The sequence below is a fragment of the Mesorhizobium sp. ORM8.1 genome, from assembly GCF_053005525.2.
In genome coordinates this window covers 4,445,623-4,465,174 of sequence record NZ_CM132600.1, presented here as the reverse complement: position 1 = coordinate 4,465,174, position 19,552 = coordinate 4,445,623, and the positions used below count along the sequence as shown (strand labels likewise).

The following is a 19,552-nucleotide window of genomic DNA, read 5'->3' as shown; positions in this document are numbered from 1 at the left end:
TGCAGAAACCTTGGCCAAACAACGGCATTGCGCCAGCGCCCTCTTCGTGGAATGACGATAGCACATCCAAGTGACCAGCCACTTTTCAGCCGATGACCCGATCCACAGTTTTCGCGCCCTTCGACATCGTCGAGGGCGATCGCAAGAAAGGCATCGTGCTTCTGGCGGATCATGCCCGCCGCGATCTGCCTGAGGAATATTCCAGCCTCGGTTTGCCGGCTTCTGAATTCGACCGTCACATCGCCTATGACATCGGCGTCGAGACGGTCACGCGCGAGCTGGCGGCGGCGCTCGACGCACCGGCCTTGCTTGCCGGCTTCTCGCGGCTGCTGATCGATCCCAACCGTGGCGAGGACGACCCGACGCTGATCCGTCAGCTCTATGACGGCACCATCGTGCCGGCAAATTATCCGATGTCGGCGCAGGAGCGCGAGCGGCGGCTCGACCGCTTCTACCGGCCTTATCACGATGCCGTCGGCGCCATGATCGCCTCGGTCGCGCACGCCTCCGGCAAAGCGCCCTTCATCTTCTCGGTGCATTCCTTCACGCCGGTGATGCAGGGTTTGGTGCGCCCCTGGCATGTCGGCGTGCTGTGGGATCTGGACGACCGCGTGGCGCGGCCGCTGATCGACATGCTGGCTGAAGACAACAACCTCGTCGTCGGCGACAACGAGCCCTATGACGGCGCGCTGCGCGGCGACACCATGTTCCGGCACGCCATCGTCAACGGCTACGCCCATGCGCTGATCGAGATCCGCCAGGACCTGATCGCCGACCGCGCCGGCGCTCTCGCCTGGGCGGAGCGCTTGGCGCCGATCGTTGACGCCATCGACCGTCGTGCCGATATACACGAGGTGAAGATATTCGGCTCGCGCACCGGGCCGGTGGAAGGGGCCGTAAGGCCGGGAGTTTCCCGAGATGACCGAACTTACTGACGAACAGAAACGCGATTTCGAGGCAGCCGCCTTCCGCCGTTTGGTCGAGCACCTGCGTGAACGCGGCGACGTCCAGAACATCGACCTGATGAACCTCGCCGGCTTCTGCCGCAACTGCCTGTCCAACTGGTACCGCGAGGCCGCCGAGGCCGAAGGTGTGCCCCTGTCGAAGGACGCGTCGCGCGAGATCATCTACGGCATGCCCTATGCGCAATGGCAGGCGCTCAACCAGACCGAAGCGTCGGAGGCCAAGAAGGCCGAGTTCGAGGCAAGGCGGCCTAAGGATCATTAATGCTGTCGATCGTCTTCGCGGCTTCGTCATGTATGGACGGCCCCTCTTGGGCAAGAGGCAAATAGCGGCGACGACGCAAGTCTGGAGCGGTCATGTATTCGGCCTTTGATGCGGTCGAGTTGTGATGACCGCTGGCCCTCAAGGGTTACGCGGATCGGGTTCCAATCATTCTAGCGCGCTTTGTATCGCGATGACGGAGGCGGAGTGTCCCGACCCAGGTCCTGACCATTTTGCCGTGCGGAGCAAGGAGCGCAGCGACGCGCGTAGACCCTAGAATCCATTCCGTGACGGCTGCCGAAGAATGCTGCGGTCCAGAATAGGATCGCAACGGCGCAACCCGAGGGACGTTCTGCGCCGTAGCGGCGCTCCTAAGTCGCGGCATGGATCCTCGGGTCTGCGCCGCGTCGCTACGCTCCTTGCTCCGCCCGTGGATGACGAAGGGAGAAGCATCTCAGCTAATTTCCAACGGCTGACTCCGCCATGACCGGTGCCGGCCCCATTGCCCCTTTGGTCCAAGTATTTCCCCGCAATCGGTCCTTGACTGCGAATTGAATCGATCTAATTTGCCCGAAAAGCCATTTTGCATAGCGGATTCGAGCCATGAACGCGCCAACAACCATGCAGGCCGCCATCCGCGGCCGCTGGGCCGTCGCCGGCATTTTCCTTGCCAACGGATTTCTGACCGGCAGCTGGGCGCCCCAGATTCCAGTGTTCCTCACCCGGCTCGACATCACCAAATTCACGCTTGGCCTGCTGATCCTTCTGTTCGGCGTCGGCGCGGTCATCTCCATGACCTGGTGCGGCCATCTGACTTCCAGGCACGGCTCGCGCACGGTGACGCGGCTGTTCGGCATCTGCGGCAGCTTCGGCCTGTTGGTCGTGGCGCTGGCGCCCAACGTGCCGCTCGCCGCCATCGCCATGATGCTGTTCGGCGGCGCGATCGGCGGCATGGATGTCGCCATGAACTCCAACGCCGTCGTCGTCGAGCGCCGGCTGTCGCGGGCCATCATGTCGTCCTCGCACGGCTTCTGGAGCCTTGGCGGCTTCGCCGGCGGCGCGATCGGCGGCTATTCGATCCAGAATTACGGCTATCTCACCCATGCCGTCGAAGTGACGGCGGTCGCCTTTGCCGTCATCGCCTTCGCCATTGGCTATCTCATCGCCGAGGACAAACCGCAGGCGGTCGAGCATCAGAAATTCACGCTGCCACGGCACACGATCGTCTACCTGGTCGGCTTGATGGCGCTGCTGACCATGATCTCGGAAGGCGCCGTGCTCGACTGGGCGGCGCTCTATCTGCATCAGGAGCTTCGCGCTGACCTCGCCATGGCAGGCCTCGCCTATGCGGCCTTCTCCGGCGTGATGGCGCTGATGCGCTTCCTCGGCGACGGCGTGCGCAACCGCTTCGGCGCGGTGGCGACGTTGCGCGGCTCGGCGCTGGTCGCCGCCGCCGGCATGCTGATGGCCGGCCTCTCGCCCTCGCCTTATCTTGCCATCGCCGCCTTCGCACTCTGCGGCTTCGGCATCGCCAACATGGTGCCGATCATCTTCTCGGCCGGCGGCAACCAGGAAGGCATGTCGTCGGGTACCGGCATCAGCGTCGTCACCACCATGGGCTATTCCGGCATATTGGTGGCGCCGTCGGCGATCGGCTTCGTCGCCGAGCATTCGAGCTTCGGCCCGATCTTTGTCACCTTGTCGGGTCTGCTTGTCATCGTGTTGCTGATGGCGGGCCTCGCTCACCGCGCCGAATTCGCCCCCGCGCCAGCGCCGGCGGAATAGCGCTTCAGCTCCTCATGCAGGAAATCCGCCACGCGGCGGATCTGCATGCTGGCGCGCACGTCGCGATGCATGGCAAGCCACACCGGCAGATCCGGCAACGGCACGCCGGGCAACAGTTTTTCCAGGCCCGGATCACGGTCGGCCAGCGGCTCCTGGCCGATGCCGATGCCGTTTCCCGTCCGCACCGCTTCCCACAGCACGATCTGGTTGTCGGTCCTGAAGCGGAAATGGCTGCGGCTGACCGGAATGCCAAACGAGGTGAAGCCGCGCAGGATCTCGTCGCTGCGGTCGAAACCGATCAGCGCGTGATCGGCGAGATCGGCGGGCTTGTCCGGCCAGCCGCGCCGCTCAAGATAGGATTTGGTCGCGCACAGGCAGAGCGCAATGTCGGTGACCTTGCGCGCCACCAATTCGTTCTGCGTCGGCCTGACCATGCGGATCGCGATATCGGCATCGCGGCGCATAAGGTTCTCGACCTGGTTGGAGGCGACGAGCTCGACCTCGATGCCAGGCTCTTCCTCGCCGAGCCGCGCCATCATCTGCGGCAGCACAAAGGCGGCGACCACCTCCGAGGCGGCGATGCGCACCGTGCCCTCGATCGCCTCGACCGAACCCAGCGCCAGCAGCGAGAATGCATTCGCCTGCTCGCTGACCGCCCGCCCGCGCTCGTAAAGCGTGCTGCCGGCCTCGGTCAGCTCATAGCCGCGCCGCCCGCGCCGAAACAGCGTGACGCCAAGCGCCACTTCCAGCTCGGCGATATGGCGGCCAAGCGTCGGCTGGCTGGCGGCCAGCCTGCGTGCTGCCCCGAAAGGCTGCCCGTCTCGGCCACCGCGACAAAACTCTTGATCAGGTTCCAGTCGAACTCTTTCATTCATTTTTGAATAACAGAACGCCGATCTCAGTCAATTTCAATTCGTTTGTGAACGCATCAGATTGATGGGGCAAACACAAGCAACGGAGAGAGCAAATGACCAAGATCGCAATTCTGGGCGCCAATGGCCGGCTGGGCCGCGTGGTTGGCAAGGCCTTCATCGACGCCGGCTTCGACGTCCGCGCCGTCACCCGCACCGGCAAGGTTCCGGCCGAACTCAAGGGCGCAACGGCGGTCGCCGGCGACGCGATGGATCGCCAGTCGCTGATCACCGCCACGCAAGGCGTCGACATCGTCTTCAACGGCCTGAACCCGATCTACACCGACTGGGGCAAGTGCATGCCGATGGCCGAGAACGTCATGGCCGCCTGCCACGCCAACAACGCGCTTCATCTCTTCCCCGGCACCGTCTACAATTACGGCTCGCCGATGCCGCGGGTGATCAGCGAGGCGACGCCTTTCCATCCGACCACCGAGAAGGGCCGCATCCGCTGCGCCATGGAGGACCTGTTCCGCCGCGAGGCCGACGCCGGCCGCGTGCGCACCATTATCCTGCGCGCCGGCGATTTCTTCGGCGGCACCGGCTCAGGCTCCTGGTTCGATCTCGTTGTTGCCGCCAAGATGAACAAGGGCGTCTACACCGCGCCCGGCCCGGCCGAACTGGTGCATGAATGGGCTTATCTGCCGGATTTCGCCGTGGCCTTTGTCGGCCTCGCTCGCAACCTCGACAAGCTCGGTGTCTTTGAGGCCATCAACTTCCCCGGCCACGCGATCACCGACCTCGACATCAAGGCTTCGGCCGAGAAGGCGCTGGGCCGCAAGCTGAAGCTCAGCTTCATGCCGTGGTGGGTGCTGCGCGCCGGCAGCCCGTTCGTCGCCATGTGGCGTGAGATCGTCTCGATGTCCTATCTGCGCTTCGAGCCGCACCGGCTGGTGTCGACGCGGCTGGAGGAGGTGATCGGCGAAATCCCGCACACCCCGCTTGATGAGGCCGTGAAGGAAGCGCTGCAGGATATCGGCATCGCCGCGTCGCCGGTCCAGCAAGCCGCGTGATCGCAGAGTTAGAAACCAGCGCCATTGAACCGACAGGGATAACGCAAAAGGCCGCCCGGATTTGCCGGGCGGCCTTTGCGATTGGATTTCAGATCACGCTATTCCGCGGCTTTCGGGAAGGCGGCCGCCGGCTCGGCATCGGCTTCCTCGGGCACTTCGGCCGTCGAGGCCTTGCCGCGTCGGAACAGGCGGCTGAACCAGTTGCGCCTGGCGCCGGGCTTCACCTTGGCGCGGGTGAACACCATCAGCATCGACGGCGTCACCACCAGGGTCAGCAAGGTGGCGAAGGACAGGCCGAAGACGATGGCCGAGGACAGCGAAATCCACCATTGCGTCGACGGCGCGTTGATCGTCGTCTCGTGATGGAAGATTTCGAGACCAAGGCCGAAGGCGATCGGCAGCACGCCGAGGATCGCCGACACCGCCGTCAGCACCACCGGGCGGGCGCGCTCGCGGCAGGTCTGCAGCACGGCATCCAGCTTGTCCCAGCCCTCTTCGCGCAGCCGGTCGTATGTGTCGATGAGCACGATGTTGTTGTTCACCACCACGCCGGCCAGCGCGATGACGCCGATGCCCGACATGACGATGCCGAACGTCTCGCCCGTTATCAGCAGCCCGAGGAACACGCCGACCGTAGCCATGACCACGCAGGACAGCACCAGCCACACGCTAGTGAACTTGTTGAACTGCGCAAGCAGCACGAGGAAGATCAGGAAGAGCGCCGCGCCGAAGGCCTTGCCGAGGAAGGCGCTGGCTTCAGCGCTGTCCTCGTTCGAGCCCGCCAGCTTCCAGCGTATGCCGCTCCCGAGGTCCATGTCGGTGACCGCCTTGGTCACCTCCGCCTGCACCGCCGCCACCTGGGCGCCGGCGCTGACATTGGCCTGCACCACCACGGTGCGGGCGCTGTCGATGCGGTTGAGGATGCCGACGCTCGGCTTCGCCTTGCGGACGACGAAGTTCGAGATCGGCACCGAGCCTTGCGAGGTCTGCACGCGAAGCTCATCCAAGGTCGACAGCGTGCGCCGGTCCTCCGGCAAGCGCAGCCTTATGTCGACCGCCTTGTCGGCCCCGGCAGGCCGGTATTCCGAGAGCTTCAGACCGTTGGTGACGAGCTGCACCACCGTTCCGACAGAGGTCGGGCTGATGCCATATTGCGCCGCCTTGGCGCGATCGACCTCGATCGCCCAGTCGACGCCGGGCGGCGGCAAGCCGTCGGAAATGTCGATGACGCCCGGCACCTTGGCGATGCGCGCCGCCACCTGACGCGCCTTGTCGTCAAGCCCCGCCGGATCGACGGCGGACAGCCTGATCTGGATCGGCTTGCCGGTCGGCGGGCCGGCTTCCGGCACGCGCACCTCGACATCGACGCCGGGAATGCCGGCCATGACGTGGCGCAAATCGTCGAGTATCTGGTTGGCGGACTTGCGCTCGCGCCAGTCGACGAACTCGTACTGGATGTTCCCGACAACATCTTCGGGAACGTCCTGGCCGCCGCCTTGCGTCTTGCCGACGCGCGTATAGACCGACTTCACGCCCGGCCAGCCAAGCAGCCGGTTTTCGGCGACCTTGGTGGCGGCGTCCATTTCGGCCAGCGAAAGATTGCCGCGGGCATGGACATAGAGCAGGCCGTAATCCGGCTCGACGCTGGGGAAGAACTCGACGCCGGCGCCGTATTTCGAATAGGCGAAGCCGACGCCGAACAGCAGCGCGACCGTCAGCAGGATGACGGTGATCGGGAAGCGCACCGCCTGCTTGACCACGGCCATGTACCAGCCGTCGCGGTGATCCTCTTCATGATGCTCCGGCGCCTTGGCGAAGATCGCGCCCAAAGTCGGCGCGAACACCAGCGCATAAAGCATCGAGGCCGACAGCGTCACGATCAGCGTGATCGGCATATATTTCATGAAGTCGCCAATGATGCCGGGCCAGAACAGCAGCGGCGAGAAGGCGGCAATGCGCGTCATCGTCGCCGCGATGACCGGGCCGGCCATGCGCCTGGCCGCGAGCGCGAAGGCATCCGCCTTCGGCATGCCCTCGCTCATGCGACGTTCGGCGAATTCAGTGACGATGATGGCATCGTCGACCAGCATGCCGACGGCCAGGATCAGGCTGAACAGCACGATCATGTTGATCGTGTAGCCCATCATGGCGAGCAGCAGGATGCCCATCAGGAACGATGACGGAATGGCAAGGCCGATGAGCAGCGAAGCGCGTCCCGACAGCGCATAGAGGATGACGACGAAAACCAGGATGACGGCAATCATCACGTGGTTCTGCAGGTCGCCGAGCAGCTGGTTGACGAAGACCGACTTATCCTGCGTGTAGGTGACGTGCATGCCTTCCGGCATCGACTTGATGAAGCCGTCCGACACTTCCCTGACCTTCGCCAGCGTGTCGATCAGATTGGCGCCGATGCGTTTCTTCACTTCGATGGCGATAGCCGGCTTGCCGTCGAGGCGGGTGACCGTCTCGGCGTCCTTGAAGGTCGAGCGTATGGTGGCGATGTCCTTGGCCTGGACCACGGCATTGGGCGTGGCGACCACCGGCAGATTGGCGACATCCTCTGGCGTTTCGATCAGCGACGGCACCTTGACCGCGTATTTGCCTTCCGAGCCTTCGAGGTTGCCGGCCGCCACCAGGCTGTTGGACGAAGCGACGCCCTGGATCACCTGGTCGAGCTGCAGGCCGTAGGACGACAGCTTCACCGGATCGATGACGACTTCGACGAGGTCGTCGCGCGCGCCCTGCAGCGAACCTTCGAGTACGCCCGGCACTTCCTCGATGCGATCGCGCAGCTCACGCGCCGCAGCGGTCAGCATGCGTTCCGGCACGTCGCCCGAAAGCGTGACGACAAGGACCGGGAATTCCGAGATGTTGACTTCGGTGACCACCGGCTCCTCGGCCGCCTGCGGCAGGTCGGCCTTGGCGTCCTGCACCTTGCTGCGCGTATCCTGCAGCGCCGTCGCCAGATGAGTCTGCGGCTGGAACTCGACCAGCACATAGCCGCCGCCCTGGAAGGCGGCCGAACGCATCTCCTTGAGCCCCTTGAGGCTCTTGAGCTTGCTCTCCATGGGCCTCAGCAGCAGGCGCTCGGAATCCTCCGGCGAGATGCCCTGGTAGATCAGGCTGACATACATCATCGGAATCGGAACGTCCGGCTCCGCTTCCTTCGGCGTCGACTGATAGGCGACCCAGCCCGCGACGAGCAGGAACATCAGCGCCGATATGGTGAGACGGGCGTTGTTGATGGCGAGTCCGACGATATCCATGACTTCGGCCTGTTGTTTCTTCGGAGGCTGCGGACTCGCCGGGCAAGGCCGGCGACGGCCAGGTCGTGCTTACTGCGTGCCGGCGGCTTCGCCTATCAGCTTGTTGATGGTCGCCTGGTCGGCCTCGACCGGCTTCACCGGATCGCCTTCCTTCACCATCTCCTGGCCGGCGACGATGATGCGCGCATCATCGGGAATGCCGCCTAGCACCAGGCCGTGTGCGGTGTCGTCGACCAGGTCGATCGGGAAGAAGGCCACCTTGTTGTCCTTGCCGACGGCGCGGATGCCGAGATCGCCCTTGTCACCCAGCGTCACCACAGAGCGCGGCAGCAAAACCGCGTTGGTCGGCTCGGCGCTGAGCGTGATCTCGGCCGTCATGCCGGCCGGGATCGACCCGTCGCCATTGGGGATGGCCACTTCGACACGGAAGGTGCGGGTCTGCGCCGACGCATCGCGGCTGATATAGCGCACCGTGCCGGTGACCTTCTGGTCGTTGACCAGGCGCACATCCGCCTCGTCGCCGATCTTGATGTAGCGCAGGTCGCGCTCGCTGATCTCGCCGCGCGCGATCACCGGATCGAGCTTGAGGATCGTCGCCACCTCGCCGCCCTGCATCACCGAACTGCCGAGCTCCACCGGGATGCGGTCGATAACGCCGTCGAACGGCGCCTTGACCTCGTTGCGGTCGAGCTCCGCCTGCGCGGTATCCAGCTGCGATTGCGCGAGCGTCAGATTGGAGCGGGCGGTGTCGAGCTGCAGCTTCGGCAGATTGCCGGTCTTCATCAGCCGCAGCGACGCGTCCAGCTCCGCCTGACGCTGCGCGACAAGCTGCTTGGCATTGTCGCGCATCGAGATCTTTTCCTCGGCGGCCAACATCAGCACCAGATCGCCGGTCTTGACGCGGTCGCCCTGCTTGACCGGCAGCTTCTCGATGACGCCGTTGACGCGTGTCGCCAGAACGGCCCGCTTGTCGGCCTCGGTCAGCCCGGAAATGCGGATGGCGCGCGCATAGGTCTTGCGCGGCGGCGTCACCACGGCGACGGTGCGCGGCGCTGCTTTCGGCTCAGCCGTCTTCGGCTTGCCAGCTTCCGGCTGCGCCGGTTTGCCAGCGTCGGCGGCCTTGTCGGTAGCAACCGACTTGTCGGCGGCGCTGCCGACCGACGAGAACTCGCCCGTTCCCATCCAGGCCGCGAAGCCGATGAGCACGACAATGGCTGCAAGCTTGTGAAACCTGAATTTCGGCATCGTCATTTTTCCGTTGCTGGCCTGGCGAGCCGGCGCTCCGAACTCTCGGGCGCGCGGCCGATATGGGTGCGCGCAGGGCCTTATTCAATTTGCCGTGATCGGCGAAGCGCCGCTTCTATCCCAAAGTTGCGGCGCAATATAGCCAGAAAAGTTGCGGGATCATTGCGTCACGGAACGCTGCGTTTCGATAATTTTCGGTATTTCGGCCGCTTCACCCGGTTTTTTTGCAGGCGTGTCGAGATATTGCGGCAGTTTCCCCAAGGTCACTGGCAACAGCCGTCAGCATGATGCGAACTTTTACCCATAGACACTTGCAGCGTTGTCATATGACCGCCGTTTGCGTCCGAATATCCCATCGCCAGCAATTATCAGGTGATGAGGTTCAGCAGCCGGAAGATCCGCTCGAATGTCCTGCCATAAGGCGGGCGCAGCAAGACGCCGGCGCTCAGCTTCGACTGGATGAAGATCGGCTTTTCCTTGCTGAAGGTACGGAACCCCCATTCGCCGTGATAGGCGCCGATGCCGCTCTCGCCGACACCGCCGAAAGGCTGGTGTTCCTGCACCAGATGCATCATGCAGTCATTGACCGTGACCCCGCCGGCCACCGTTTCCCGCATCACCCTTTGGCGGTTGCCGCCGTCGCTGCCGAACCAGTAGAGCGCCAGCGGACGCTCGCCCCGGTTCACGTGCTCGATCGCGTCATCGACCGTGCCATATTCGACGATCGGCAGCACCGGCCCGAAGATCTCTTCGCGCATCAGCCGCAAAGTGTCGCCGGCATTGCGGACCAGCACCGGCGCCATCTTGCGGTCGGTAACGCCGAGCTTCTCGTTGGCGGGATTGACCTCGATGACCTCGGCGCCGCTGTCGCGCGCCTCGGCGACCATGTCGCTCAGCCGCCGGTGGTGCCGCTCGCTGACGATCGCCGTGTAGTCGGGATTGTCGCCCAGCCGCGGATAGAGTTTCGCCATGGCGGTGGCGAACTTTGCCGCAATCGCCGCGCCTTGCCCTTGCGGGACCATGAGATAGTCCGGCGCGATGCAGGTCTGGCCAGCGTTGAGCAACTTGCCATAGGCGATGCTGGCAACGGCTGCGTCGAGATCGCAGGACGGGTCGAAGATCGCCGGCGACTTGCCGCCGAGCTCGAGCGTCACCGGCGTCAGATTGGCGGCGGCGGCCAGCGCCACCTGGCGGCCGACAGAAGTCGAGCCGGTGAACAGCAGATGATCGAAAGCCAGCGACACGAATGCCTTGCCGACATCGGCATCGCCCACCACCACGCTCATCTCGTCCGGCGAAAAATGCTCCTCGACCAGACGTGCCAGAAGGTCGGAGAATTTCGGCGTCAGCTCGGACGGCTTGATCAGCACGCGGTTGCCCGCGGCCAAGGCCGCCGTCGCCGGCGCGATGGCGAGCTGGAACGGATAGTTCCACGGCGACACGATGCCGACCACGCCCAGCGGCTGCGGCAGCAGGCGGTTGCGGCCCGGCATGAATGGCAGGCTGGTGGCGACGCGGCGCTCGCGCATCCAGCTGCGCAGATGCGATAGCGCATGCCTGATGCCGGCGCGCACGACGAACAATTCGGCAAGCCGGGTTTCCTGGGCCGCCCGGGCGGAAAAATCGCTGTCGATCGCCGCGCAGATTTCCACCTCATGGCCTTCGGTGAGCGCCAGCAGGCGCTTCAGCCGGTCCTTGCGCACCGCGATGCTGGGAAACGGCTCCTTCTCGAAGGCCCTGCACTGCGCTTCAAATTTGACACCGAGAGTGTTCTGTCTGGTCTGCAGCATCGCCACCTCCCGTTTACGTTCAGGTAAATTACATCGCAGGCAGCGCCGAATCCAGCGGAGTCCAGGGTTCCGTCGGGGAATGGTGCCAAACAATGATCAGACGAGGCCCGAGGGCGTTGAGATTCAGGTCAGGCCGAGTCGAAAATGGCGGTTTCCGAGAACCGGAGCGGAGCGTACTTAAGTACGTGAGCACCGGAAGCGCAGGAAGCCGCCATTTGCAGGCCGGCATCACCTGAATATCAACGCCCTTGGCGGTGGAAGCGGCTGACGCTTGCATAATTCTTGAGCGGGCCTTTCACGCGCCATGCCTCGATCCATTCGTCGCGGCTGCGAAAAATGAAGCGCCCGACATAGTTGTCGCCGCCGCATTGATGATGCACGACCTGCGACGGCCGATCGTCGAGCCGGATGAACAATTCATCGCTGCGAAAGACAAGCACTGAGCTGTCCTTCCTCTCCAGCCTGTAGGCCCGGTTCGCCGGCATCGCCCGCTCACCGATGCGAATTTCGCCCTCCTCCAAAAAGCCACCCTCGGTCAGCGACGCCTCACCGGCGAACGCGCAACTCGCCGAGCCGATATAGTCGCGCACCACACGGCGCACGCGCCAGCGCCCGATCAAGGCGTTCGCAAGCGCTGGCGTTACGGTATGCGGCAACATCGGTGGTTCATTCCGGGCAGACGACGTTGGCGATCTTCATAAACGTCTATTCGGATCGCCGAAAGACTTCGCTGATCGTCTTGATCGATCCCGCGTTCTTCACGCGATATCGACCTCGATATTTTCAATATCCGCGGCGACATCGGAGCAAAGATGTCGGCGCCGAGTTTGCCAAGGCAAAAGGCGGGGAACCAAGGCACCCGCCACGAAGACGTCGCAGACGCCTGATGCCATGACCGGAGCGAAACGCCATAGGGCGTTCCGCTCCGGCTCAATTCAGGCCCGCCGCCGCTCCGCCTCAGGCTTCGCCCGCGCGGCCAGGAATTCTTTCACCCGCCATCCCGGCGCCGGGCCGCGCACCGGCTTGAAGCCGTCATCGAGCTCGCCTGAGAGATCGAGCGTCGCATGATGGCCGACGGCATCGTAATTTTCTTCCAGCCAGTCGCTGGCGGCGCTGCGGCCGAGGTCGCGCAGATAGGTCAGGAAGGCCCATTCGGCGTTGATCTTCGATGACGCCGACAGGTCCTTGAACGCTTCGTCGGCATCGATGCGGTGCATGCGGATGTCGCGGTATTCGTGATGCGGCAGGCGGCCGGCCGCGATCAACTCCTTGACGAAGGCAATCGCCCGGAATTCGCGCAGCAGCCCGGCATTGAAGGTGATCTCGTCGATGCGGTTCTGGATTTCGTTGGCGCTTTTCGGCGTGCCTTCGCGCACCACCGGATTGATCTGCACCAGGAGCACGTCATCGGCCGCCGTCGCCTTGAAGAACGGATAAAGCGCCGGGTTGCCGCCATAGCCGCCGTCCCAATAGGGCACGCCCTTGATTTCGACGGCGCGGAACAGCTGCGGCAGGCAGGCCGACGCCATCACCGTATCGAGGTCGATCTCGCCGTCGGAGAAGACGCGCAACTGTCCGGTCTCGACATTGGTCGCCGAGATGAACAGCTCCATCGATTTGCAGGCATGGACGTTGCCGAAGTCAACCTCCTGCTCGACCACGTCGCGCAGCGGGTTGAGCCCGAGCGGGTTGGCGACATAGGGCGAGAACACCCGCGACATGGTATCGAAAAACATATAGCCTGGCGTGTTCTCGACCGACCAATTGCCCCAGGCGACATCCCACGGCATGCGCTGCACCGGGCTGAAGCGGCCCTTGGCGGCCACGGCGCGCCAGAAATCGTCGAGCTTCTTGCGCGCGCCCTCGACGCCGGCGCGCACGAACCCGTCGGCCAGCGCCACCGCGTTCATGGCGCCGGCGCTGGTGCCCGACACCGCGGCGATCTCAAGCCGCCCATCCTCGAGCAGGCGGTCGAGCACACCCCAGGAGAAGGCGCCATGCGAGCCGCCACCTTGGAGCGCGATATTGATCTTCTTCCTGTCCTCCGCCTTGCCGTTCTTCGTCATGGCGTTCCTGTCGTGTTGATGCGTCGGCTGCCCCTGCGTCACCGAGTTGGAGCTGCTGCCATCCGTTTATGTTGCAGTGCAGCATATAAGGATGGACCAAGGCAAGAACACGAACAAACAAGCGTGATCACATGAAATTTCGTCCATGAAAAACCCCTCCGCTCACACGAACGGAAGGGCTCCATAGAGCTGGCTCTGCAATATCAGGCCACCAAATCCGGCATCGGCCCGACATAGCGCGACTGCGGCCGGATCAGCCGCCCGGTCGCTTGCTGTTCGCGCGCATGGGCGATCCAGCCGGCGACGCGGCCGGCCGCGAACACATTGCTGAAGGCTTGCGGCGGGAAGCCCGCCGCTTCCAGCACCAGAGCGGTATAGAATTCGACATTTGTCTGCAGCGAACGCTGCGGCTTGGCGATCCGCAACACCTCCAGCGCCGTCTGCTCGACCTTTTCGGCAAAGGCCAGCCGGCTGCGGGTCTCGCCCTGGCTGCCGAGTTGCCGCACCACCGCCTTCAACACATCGGCGCGCGGATCGCGCACACGGTAAATACGATGACCGAAGCCCATGATGCGCTTGCCACGCGCGATCTCGTCGCGCAGCCAGCCAGCCGCATCGCCATGCGCCTGGATGGCGTCGAGCATCTCGATCACCGGTCCAGGCGCGCCGCCATGCAGCGGGCCTTTCAGCGCGCCGAGACCGGCGAGGATCGCCGAGGTCAGGCCTGCCTGCGTCGACGCCACCACGCGCGTCGCAAAGGTCGACGCGTTGAGCCCGTGGTCGCAGACCGTCACCAGATAGCTGTCCAGCGCCTTGGCGAGCGCCGGCGATGCTGTGCCGGACAGCATCCGCAGCATATCGCCGGCATGATCGGCCTTGTCGTCGGGAGCGATCGGCGCCTCGCCGCGGCCAAGGCGCAGCAGGGCCGGTGTCAGCACCGCCGGCGCGGCAACCAGCCGCAACGCGTCGGCCAGTGTTTCGCCGTCCGGCAGCATGGCCATGCCGGCGCGCATGCCGCTGTAGATGTCGAGCGGCGCGAACTGGCCGAGCACCGGCTGCAACCGTTCGAACACATCGACGCGCGCCTTGCCGATGGCCCTTTCCAGCTCCGCGTCGTCGGGAAGCTCATCGAAAAAACCATCGAAAAGCAGCCGGACCACCTGGCCATAGCGCCAGCGGCCGGCGAGTTCCATCAGCGAATGGCCTCGGATGGTGAGATGCCCACCCGCGCCATCGACATCGGAAAGCACCGTGTCGGCCGCTACAACATCATCGAGCCCGTTTGCCATGATTGTCTCCTTGACCTTTTGTGCACTGCAATTAATGCTGCACAATCAATGCATCAATCTTGATCAAGACAATCAACGTAAGGCGGCAAATGACGGAATGGCTGACCCGGGAGGAAGCGCTGGCCCGGCTCAATGTCCGGCCGCAGACGCTTTACGCCTATGTCAGCCGCGGCCGCATCGGCATGCAGCCGGATGGAGTCGACCCGCGCCGCAGCCGATACCGCGCCGACGACATCGCAGCGCTTGCCACGCGTCGGGCGCGCGGACGCAGTCCGCAAGCCATCGCCGAAAGCGCCATCGCCTGGGGCGAACCGGCGATCTCGACGTCGATCTCGACGGTGCTGCATGGCCGCCTCGTCTATCGCGGCAGGGACGCCGTGGCGCTTTCAGCGACGGCAACGCTGGAGGAAACCGCCGGCCTGCTATGGGCCACGGATCACGCGGTCTCTTTCGCTTCGCTGACCACCTCTCCTGTTCGCCAAGCCGGCACGCCAACGGCCTTCGCCAGGCTGTCGGCGCTCGCGGCGGAAGGTTGGCCGTCGCTCGGCCGCAGGCCGGCCATGCTGCAGCAGGACGGCGCCTCAGCCACCAGCGCGCTGGCCACAGCGCTTGGCGCTGTGCCGGGCCCGGAACCCGTGCATGAAAGGCTGGCGCGCGGCTGGTCTGTCGGTGCTGCGGGTGGCGAAATGATCCGCAAAGCGCTGGTGCTGCTGGCCGATCACGAACTCAACGCCTCGACCTTCGCCGCGCGCGTCGCCGCGTCCACCGGCGCGCCGGTCGCGGCCTGCCTGCTCGCCGGCCTCGCCACGCTCACCGGCCCACGCCATGGCGGGGCGGGTGCGGCCGCGATCGCGCTGGTCGAGGATGCCGGGCGGCTGGGGCCGGACGAGGCGATCGGCCGCTGGCTGGCGCATGACCGGCCGCTGCCCGGCTTCGGCCACCCGCTCTATCCAGAGGGTGATCCGCGCGCCGACGGCCTGTTCTCCGATTTCAAGATCGATGACGGGCTGTTGCGGCTGCGCGATGCGGTGCTTGCCGCAACCGGCCTGCGCCCGAACATCGACTTCGCACTCGCCGCGCTGACGCTTGGCCTCAAGCTCCCCGCCGATGCGCCGTTCCGCCTGTTCGCGCTCGGCCGCAGCGTCGGCTGGACGGCGCACGCCATCGAGCAGGTGACCAGCAACCGGCTAATCCGGCCGCGGGCACGGTATGATGGGCCTGCCGGGATAGGATGAAGATGAAGACCTCTGAGATTAGCCGAAGCGTCTCTCACGTCGTCATCCTAGGGCGGAGCAAGGAGCGAAGCGACGCGCGCAGTCCCTAGGATCCATGCCGTGACGCTAAGGCGTTAATACGGTTCCAGAATTCTGCGCCGTTGCATTCCAAGGCAAGCGTCACGGCATGGATCCTCGGGTCAAGCCCGAGGATGACGAAGGGATGGGCTTTTCGGCTAATCTCAGACGACAGCGACCGCCAGTAGCGAGGCTGAAAAGCCCTTTACGACATCGTGTCCAGCTTGCGCTGCATGGCCGCGATCTGCGCTTTCAATTCCTGCAGATCGTCGCCGCCCTTCTCGTCCTTCTTCGCCGGCTCGGCCGGCGCAGCGGCGTTGCCGCCCGCGGGCGGGAACGGCGTGAACAGGCGCATGGCGTTCTGGAACATCTCCATGTTGCGGCGCGTCTGCTCTTCCAGCGCCTTCATCGGCGTGGCCATCTTCATCACGTCGATCGGCGACTTGCCGAACGCGCCTTTGAGCTGCTCGCGGAAGCGTTCCTGTTCCTTCGAGAAGGCGATCATCGACTGCTCGAGGAAGCTTGGCACGATCATCTGCATCTGGTCGCCGTAAAAGGCGATGAGCTGGCGCAGGAACGGGATCGGCAGCATGTTCTGCCCATCCTTGTTTTCCAGTTCGAAGATGATCTGCGTCAGCACCGGATGGGTGATGTCGTCGCCGGTCTTGGCATCCTGTACGGTGAATTCCTCGCCCTTCTTGACCATCTCGGCCAGGTCTTCGAGCGTCACATAGGTGCTTGTGCCGGTGTTGTAGAGCCGGCGGTTGGCATACTTCTTGATGACGATCGGGTCGTCTTTCGCGGCCATCCGTATCCTCCCCAGGATACCGGCACGCTGTGGAGTAAGCTGCCGGTAACGTTGCGCCATTTGTCGAGGATATGCGCAAAAGCCCTACAATTCCAAGTGGTTTGTGCAGTGCGGCATCATTTAATGCGGGTTGGCCGGGAGAAAATATGCTGCACGGTCAACATCATGTTACGGCAACCGTTGCCCGCCCTGCTTGCCGCGCATGCCGGCCATGCCCATTTCCGGTTTGACTCAAGGGTTGGAACGGGCAAGAAAGTCCTGAAACGGCCCCAAGAATACGACACCTCGAAGTCTGGAGAAGAAAATGTCCGCTTCCAATGCAATCGTCGTCGCCAGCGCTGCGCGCACGGCCGTCGGCTCCTTCAACGGCGCGTTTGCCGCCACGCCCGCGCATGAGCTCGGCGCCGTCGTCATCAAGGAAGTTTTGTCGCGTGCCGGTGTCGAAGCCGCTGAGGTCGACGAGGTCATCCTCGGCCAGGTGCTGACCGCCGCCCAGGGGCAGAACCCGGCTCGCCAGGCTTCGATCAACGCCGGCCTGCCCAAGGAAACCACTGCATGGAGCCTCAACCAGGTTTGCGGCTCGGGCCTGCGGGCGATCGCGCTCGGCATGCAGCAGATCGCCACCGGAGACGCCAAGGTGATCATCGCCGGCGGCCAGGAATCGATGTCGCTGTCGCCGCACGCCGAGCATCTGCGCGCCGGCGTCAAGATGGGCGACTACAAGATGATCGACACCATGATCAAGGACGGCCTGTGGGATGCCTTCAACGGCTACCATATGGGCAACACCGCAGAAAACGTGGCCCGCCAGTTCCAGATCACCCGCGACACCCAGGACGAGTTCGCGCTCGCCTCGCAGAACAAGGCCGAGGCGGCGCAGAAGGCCGGCAAGTTCAAGGACGAGATCGTCGCCTTCATCATCAAGGGCAAGAAGGGCGACACGATTGTCGACCAGGACGAGTATATCCGCCATGGCGCCACGCTCGACGCCATGACCAAGTTGAAGCCGGCTTTCGACAAGGACGGCACGGTCACCGCCGCCAATGCCTCCGGCATCAATGACGGCGCGGCCGGCGCGCTGCTGATGACCGAGGCCGAGGCCGCCCGCCGCGGCATCACCCCGCTGGTGCGCATCGCTTCCTGGGCGACCGCCGGCGTCGACCCGGCAATCATGGGCACTGGACCTATTCCCGCTTCGAAGCGGGCGCTGGAGAAGGCCGGCTGGTCGGTCAAGGACCTCGACCTCGTCGAAGCCAACGAGGCCTTCGCCGCGCAGGCCTGCGCCGTCAACCAGGGCATGGGCTGGGATCCCTCGATCGTCAACGTCAATGGCGGCGCCATCGCCATCGGCCATCCGATCGGCGCCTCGGGCGCCCGCATCTTCAACACGCTGGTCCATGAAATGCGCCGTCGCGGCGCCAAGAAGGGTCTCGCCACCCTTTGCATCGGTGGCGGCATGGGCGTTGCCATGTGCGTGGAAGCGATCTGAGCCCAGCGAATAGCGAATAGGGAGTAGCGAATAGGGAAGAAAGCGTCGCGCTACGGGACGACAGATCCCTACTCGCTATTCGCTACTCCCCATTCGCTCAGACGATTTAAAGGAGGAACTTCATGACCAAGACAGCAATCGTAACCGGTGGCTCGCGCGGCATCGGTGCGGCGATATCGATCGCCCTGAAGAACGCCGGCTATTCCGTCGCCGCGAACTATGCCGGCAATGACGAGGCCGCGGCCAAATTCAAGGCCGAGACCGGCATCCCGGTCTACAAATGGTCGGTCGCCGACTACGACGCCTGTGCGGCCGGCATCAGCAAGGTCGAGGCCGATCTCGGCCCGGTTTCGGTGCTGGTCAACAATGCCGGCATCACCCGCGACGCCATGTTCCACAAGATCACGCGCGAGCAGTGGAAGGAGGTCATCGACACCAACCTGTCGGGTGTCTTCAACATGACGCATCCGCTGTGGAGCGGCATGCGCGATCGCAAGTTCGGCCGCGTCATCACCATTTCCTCGATCAACGGCCAGAAGGGCCAGGCGGGCCAGGTCAACTACTCGGCCGCCAAGGCTGGCGACATCGGCTTCTCCAAGGCTCTCGCGCAAGAGGGGCTCGCGCGGGCATCACCGTCAATGTCATCTGCCCCGGCTACATCGCCACCGAGATGGTCAAGGCGATCGACGAGAAGGTGCTCAACGAGCGCATCCTTCCACAGATCCCGGTGGGCCGCCTCGGCGAACCCGAAGAGATCGCGCGCTGCGTCGTCTTCCTGGCTTCCGAGGACGCCGGCTTCATCACCGGCTCGACGATCACCGCCAATGGCGGCCAGTATTTCACTTGATGTGTTTTGAACGCGGGCGGCCCCGCCGGGCCGCCTGCTTTTTCGCTCGCCGACGACAGGCGATGCGAGGCGATGCCTCAATTCGGCACGCAAAGGTTAACGGCTGCTCCGCGCTCTGTGCGTAACGCTGTTCGCAAGCTGTGCGTTCTCGGTGCACAAGCTGTGGATAACACCATATGTTGGGGTGAACAAACCGGGAAACTTCAGTGATCGCTGATTCGTCGCCGATTCGTTCCGGCTTTGGTCGAGAAGTTAACGGCGGGAGCCTCGAACGTCACCGAATTCCTTAAAGCCGGTTAGGAAAGATCAATAATTTCATAACCTTGTCGGCTGGGTGCCTATCCGCCGCAATGGTTCACCGGCAAAAGTTAACGGACTCGCGGGCATTGCAGCGTCTCAGCATAAATCAGGCCAGTTTCGCGATTCAGCATGTGGTGAGATCCATCGTCAAAAAATCCACATATAGCCGTGAACAAAACCTGAATCAGAGTGAGTCTGTGATTCGTCGCTGATTCGTTCCAGAC

Annotated in this window: 13 protein-coding genes and 2 pseudogenes; 7 read left to right on the top strand and 8 right to left on the bottom strand. The window is 64.0% G+C overall.

Annotated elements, in window-relative coordinates; genetic code table 11:
• Positions 1-92 precede the first annotated feature (92 nt).
• The 3 genes from ACVDG8_RS22410 (at position 93) to ACVDG8_RS22400 (ending at position 3,009) form a co-directional block, all read left to right on the top strand.
• On the top strand, positions 93-935 hold the full coding sequence (locus ACVDG8_RS22410) for an N-formylglutamate amidohydrolase (protein WP_455707224.1): 843 nt from the start codon (positions 93-95) through the stop codon (positions 933-935).
• Positions 919-1,227 carry a DUF1244 domain-containing protein gene (locus ACVDG8_RS22405; protein ID WP_447256658.1) on the top strand — a complete coding sequence of 103 codons (309 nt, stop codon included), beginning with the start codon at positions 919-921 and terminating at the stop codon, positions 1,225-1,227. Before ACVDG8_RS22410 ends, ACVDG8_RS22405 begins: the two co-directional genes overlap by 17 nt.
• Positions 1,228-1,827: 600 nt before the next feature.
• A complete protein-coding gene (locus ACVDG8_RS22400; RefSeq protein WP_447256657.1) occupies positions 1,828-3,009 on the top strand; it encodes an MFS transporter in 1,182 nt (393 codons plus the stop codon).
• Here the strand turns inward: ACVDG8_RS22400 and ACVDG8_RS22395 are convergent.
• Positions 2,967-3,880: pseudogene (locus ACVDG8_RS22395) on the bottom strand (LysR family transcriptional regulator). The gene ACVDG8_RS22400 and the pseudogene ACVDG8_RS22395 overlap by 43 nt on opposite strands.
• Before the next feature lie 96 nt (positions 3,881-3,976).
• Between ACVDG8_RS22395 and ACVDG8_RS22390 the strand changes: the two are divergent.
• A complete protein-coding gene (locus ACVDG8_RS22390) occupies positions 3,977-4,933 on the top strand; it encodes an SDR family oxidoreductase (RefSeq protein WP_447256655.1) in 957 nt (318 codons plus the stop codon).
• A gap of 98 nt (positions 4,934-5,031) precedes the next feature.
• Here the strand turns inward: ACVDG8_RS22390 and ACVDG8_RS22385 are convergent, their stop codons facing one another.
• The 6 genes from ACVDG8_RS22385 to ACVDG8_RS22360 all read right to left on the bottom strand — a co-directional run bounded on the left by ACVDG8_RS22385 (position 5,032) and on the right by ACVDG8_RS22360 (position 14,592).
• Positions 5,032-8,202 carry an efflux RND transporter permease subunit gene (locus ACVDG8_RS22385; RefSeq protein ID WP_455707223.1) on the bottom strand — a complete coding sequence of 1,057 codons (3,171 nt, stop codon included), beginning with the start codon at positions 8,200-8,202 and terminating at the stop codon, positions 5,032-5,034.
• 69 nt (positions 8,203-8,271) lie between these two features.
• Positions 8,272-9,447: an efflux RND transporter periplasmic adaptor subunit gene (locus ACVDG8_RS22380; RefSeq protein ID WP_447256653.1), complete on the bottom strand. Its 1,176-nt coding sequence runs from the start codon at positions 9,445-9,447 to the stop codon at positions 8,272-8,274.
• A 368-nt stretch (positions 9,448-9,815) separates the two neighbouring features.
• The gene (locus tag ACVDG8_RS22375; protein WP_447256652.1) at positions 9,816-11,237 is read right to left on the bottom strand and encodes a coniferyl aldehyde dehydrogenase; all 1,422 of its coding nucleotides are present in this window, start codon (positions 11,235-11,237) and stop codon (positions 9,816-9,818) included.
• 239 nt (positions 11,238-11,476) lie between these two features.
• Complete coding sequence (locus ACVDG8_RS22370) at positions 11,477-11,896, bottom strand: DUF6314 family protein (protein WP_447256651.1); 420 nt, start codon at positions 11,894-11,896, stop codon at positions 11,477-11,479.
• Positions 11,897-12,172: 276 nt separating this feature from the next.
• On the bottom strand, positions 12,173-13,303 hold the full coding sequence (locus tag ACVDG8_RS22365) for a patatin-like phospholipase family protein (protein WP_447256650.1): 1,131 nt from the start codon (positions 13,301-13,303) through the stop codon (positions 12,173-12,175).
• A gap of 203 nt (positions 13,304-13,506) precedes the next feature.
• Positions 13,507-14,592 (bottom strand): citrate synthase/methylcitrate synthase, encoded by a 1,086-nt coding sequence (locus ACVDG8_RS22360; protein ID WP_447256649.1) that lies wholly within the window; start codon positions 14,590-14,592, stop codon positions 13,507-13,509.
• A gap of 89 nt (positions 14,593-14,681) precedes the next feature.
• Here ACVDG8_RS22360 and ACVDG8_RS22355 point away from each other — a divergent pair, with 89 nt between their 5' ends.
• A complete protein-coding gene (locus ACVDG8_RS22355; protein ID WP_447256648.1) occupies positions 14,682-15,827 on the top strand; it encodes a citrate/2-methylcitrate synthase in 1,146 nt (381 codons plus the stop codon).
• A 262-nt stretch (positions 15,828-16,089) separates the two neighbouring features.
• On the opposite strand, the gene phaR is transcribed toward ACVDG8_RS22355, so the two are convergent.
• Positions 16,090-16,692: a polyhydroxyalkanoate synthesis repressor PhaR gene (gene phaR / locus ACVDG8_RS22350; protein WP_447256647.1), complete on the bottom strand. Its 603-nt coding sequence runs from the start codon at positions 16,690-16,692 to the stop codon at positions 16,090-16,092.
• Between the two features lie 304 nt (positions 16,693-16,996).
• Between phaR and ACVDG8_RS22345 the strand changes: the two genes are divergently transcribed.
• Both ACVDG8_RS22345 and phbB read left to right on the top strand, forming a co-directional pair.
• Entirely contained in the window at positions 16,997-18,181 is a 1,185-nt protein-coding gene (locus tag ACVDG8_RS22345; RefSeq protein WP_447256646.1) for an acetyl-CoA C-acetyltransferase, read from the top strand.
• A gap of 122 nt (positions 18,182-18,303) precedes the next feature.
• Positions 18,304-19,028: pseudogene (gene phbB / locus ACVDG8_RS22340) on the top strand (acetoacetyl-CoA reductase).
• The last annotated feature ends 524 nt before the right edge of the window (positions 19,029-19,552 follow it).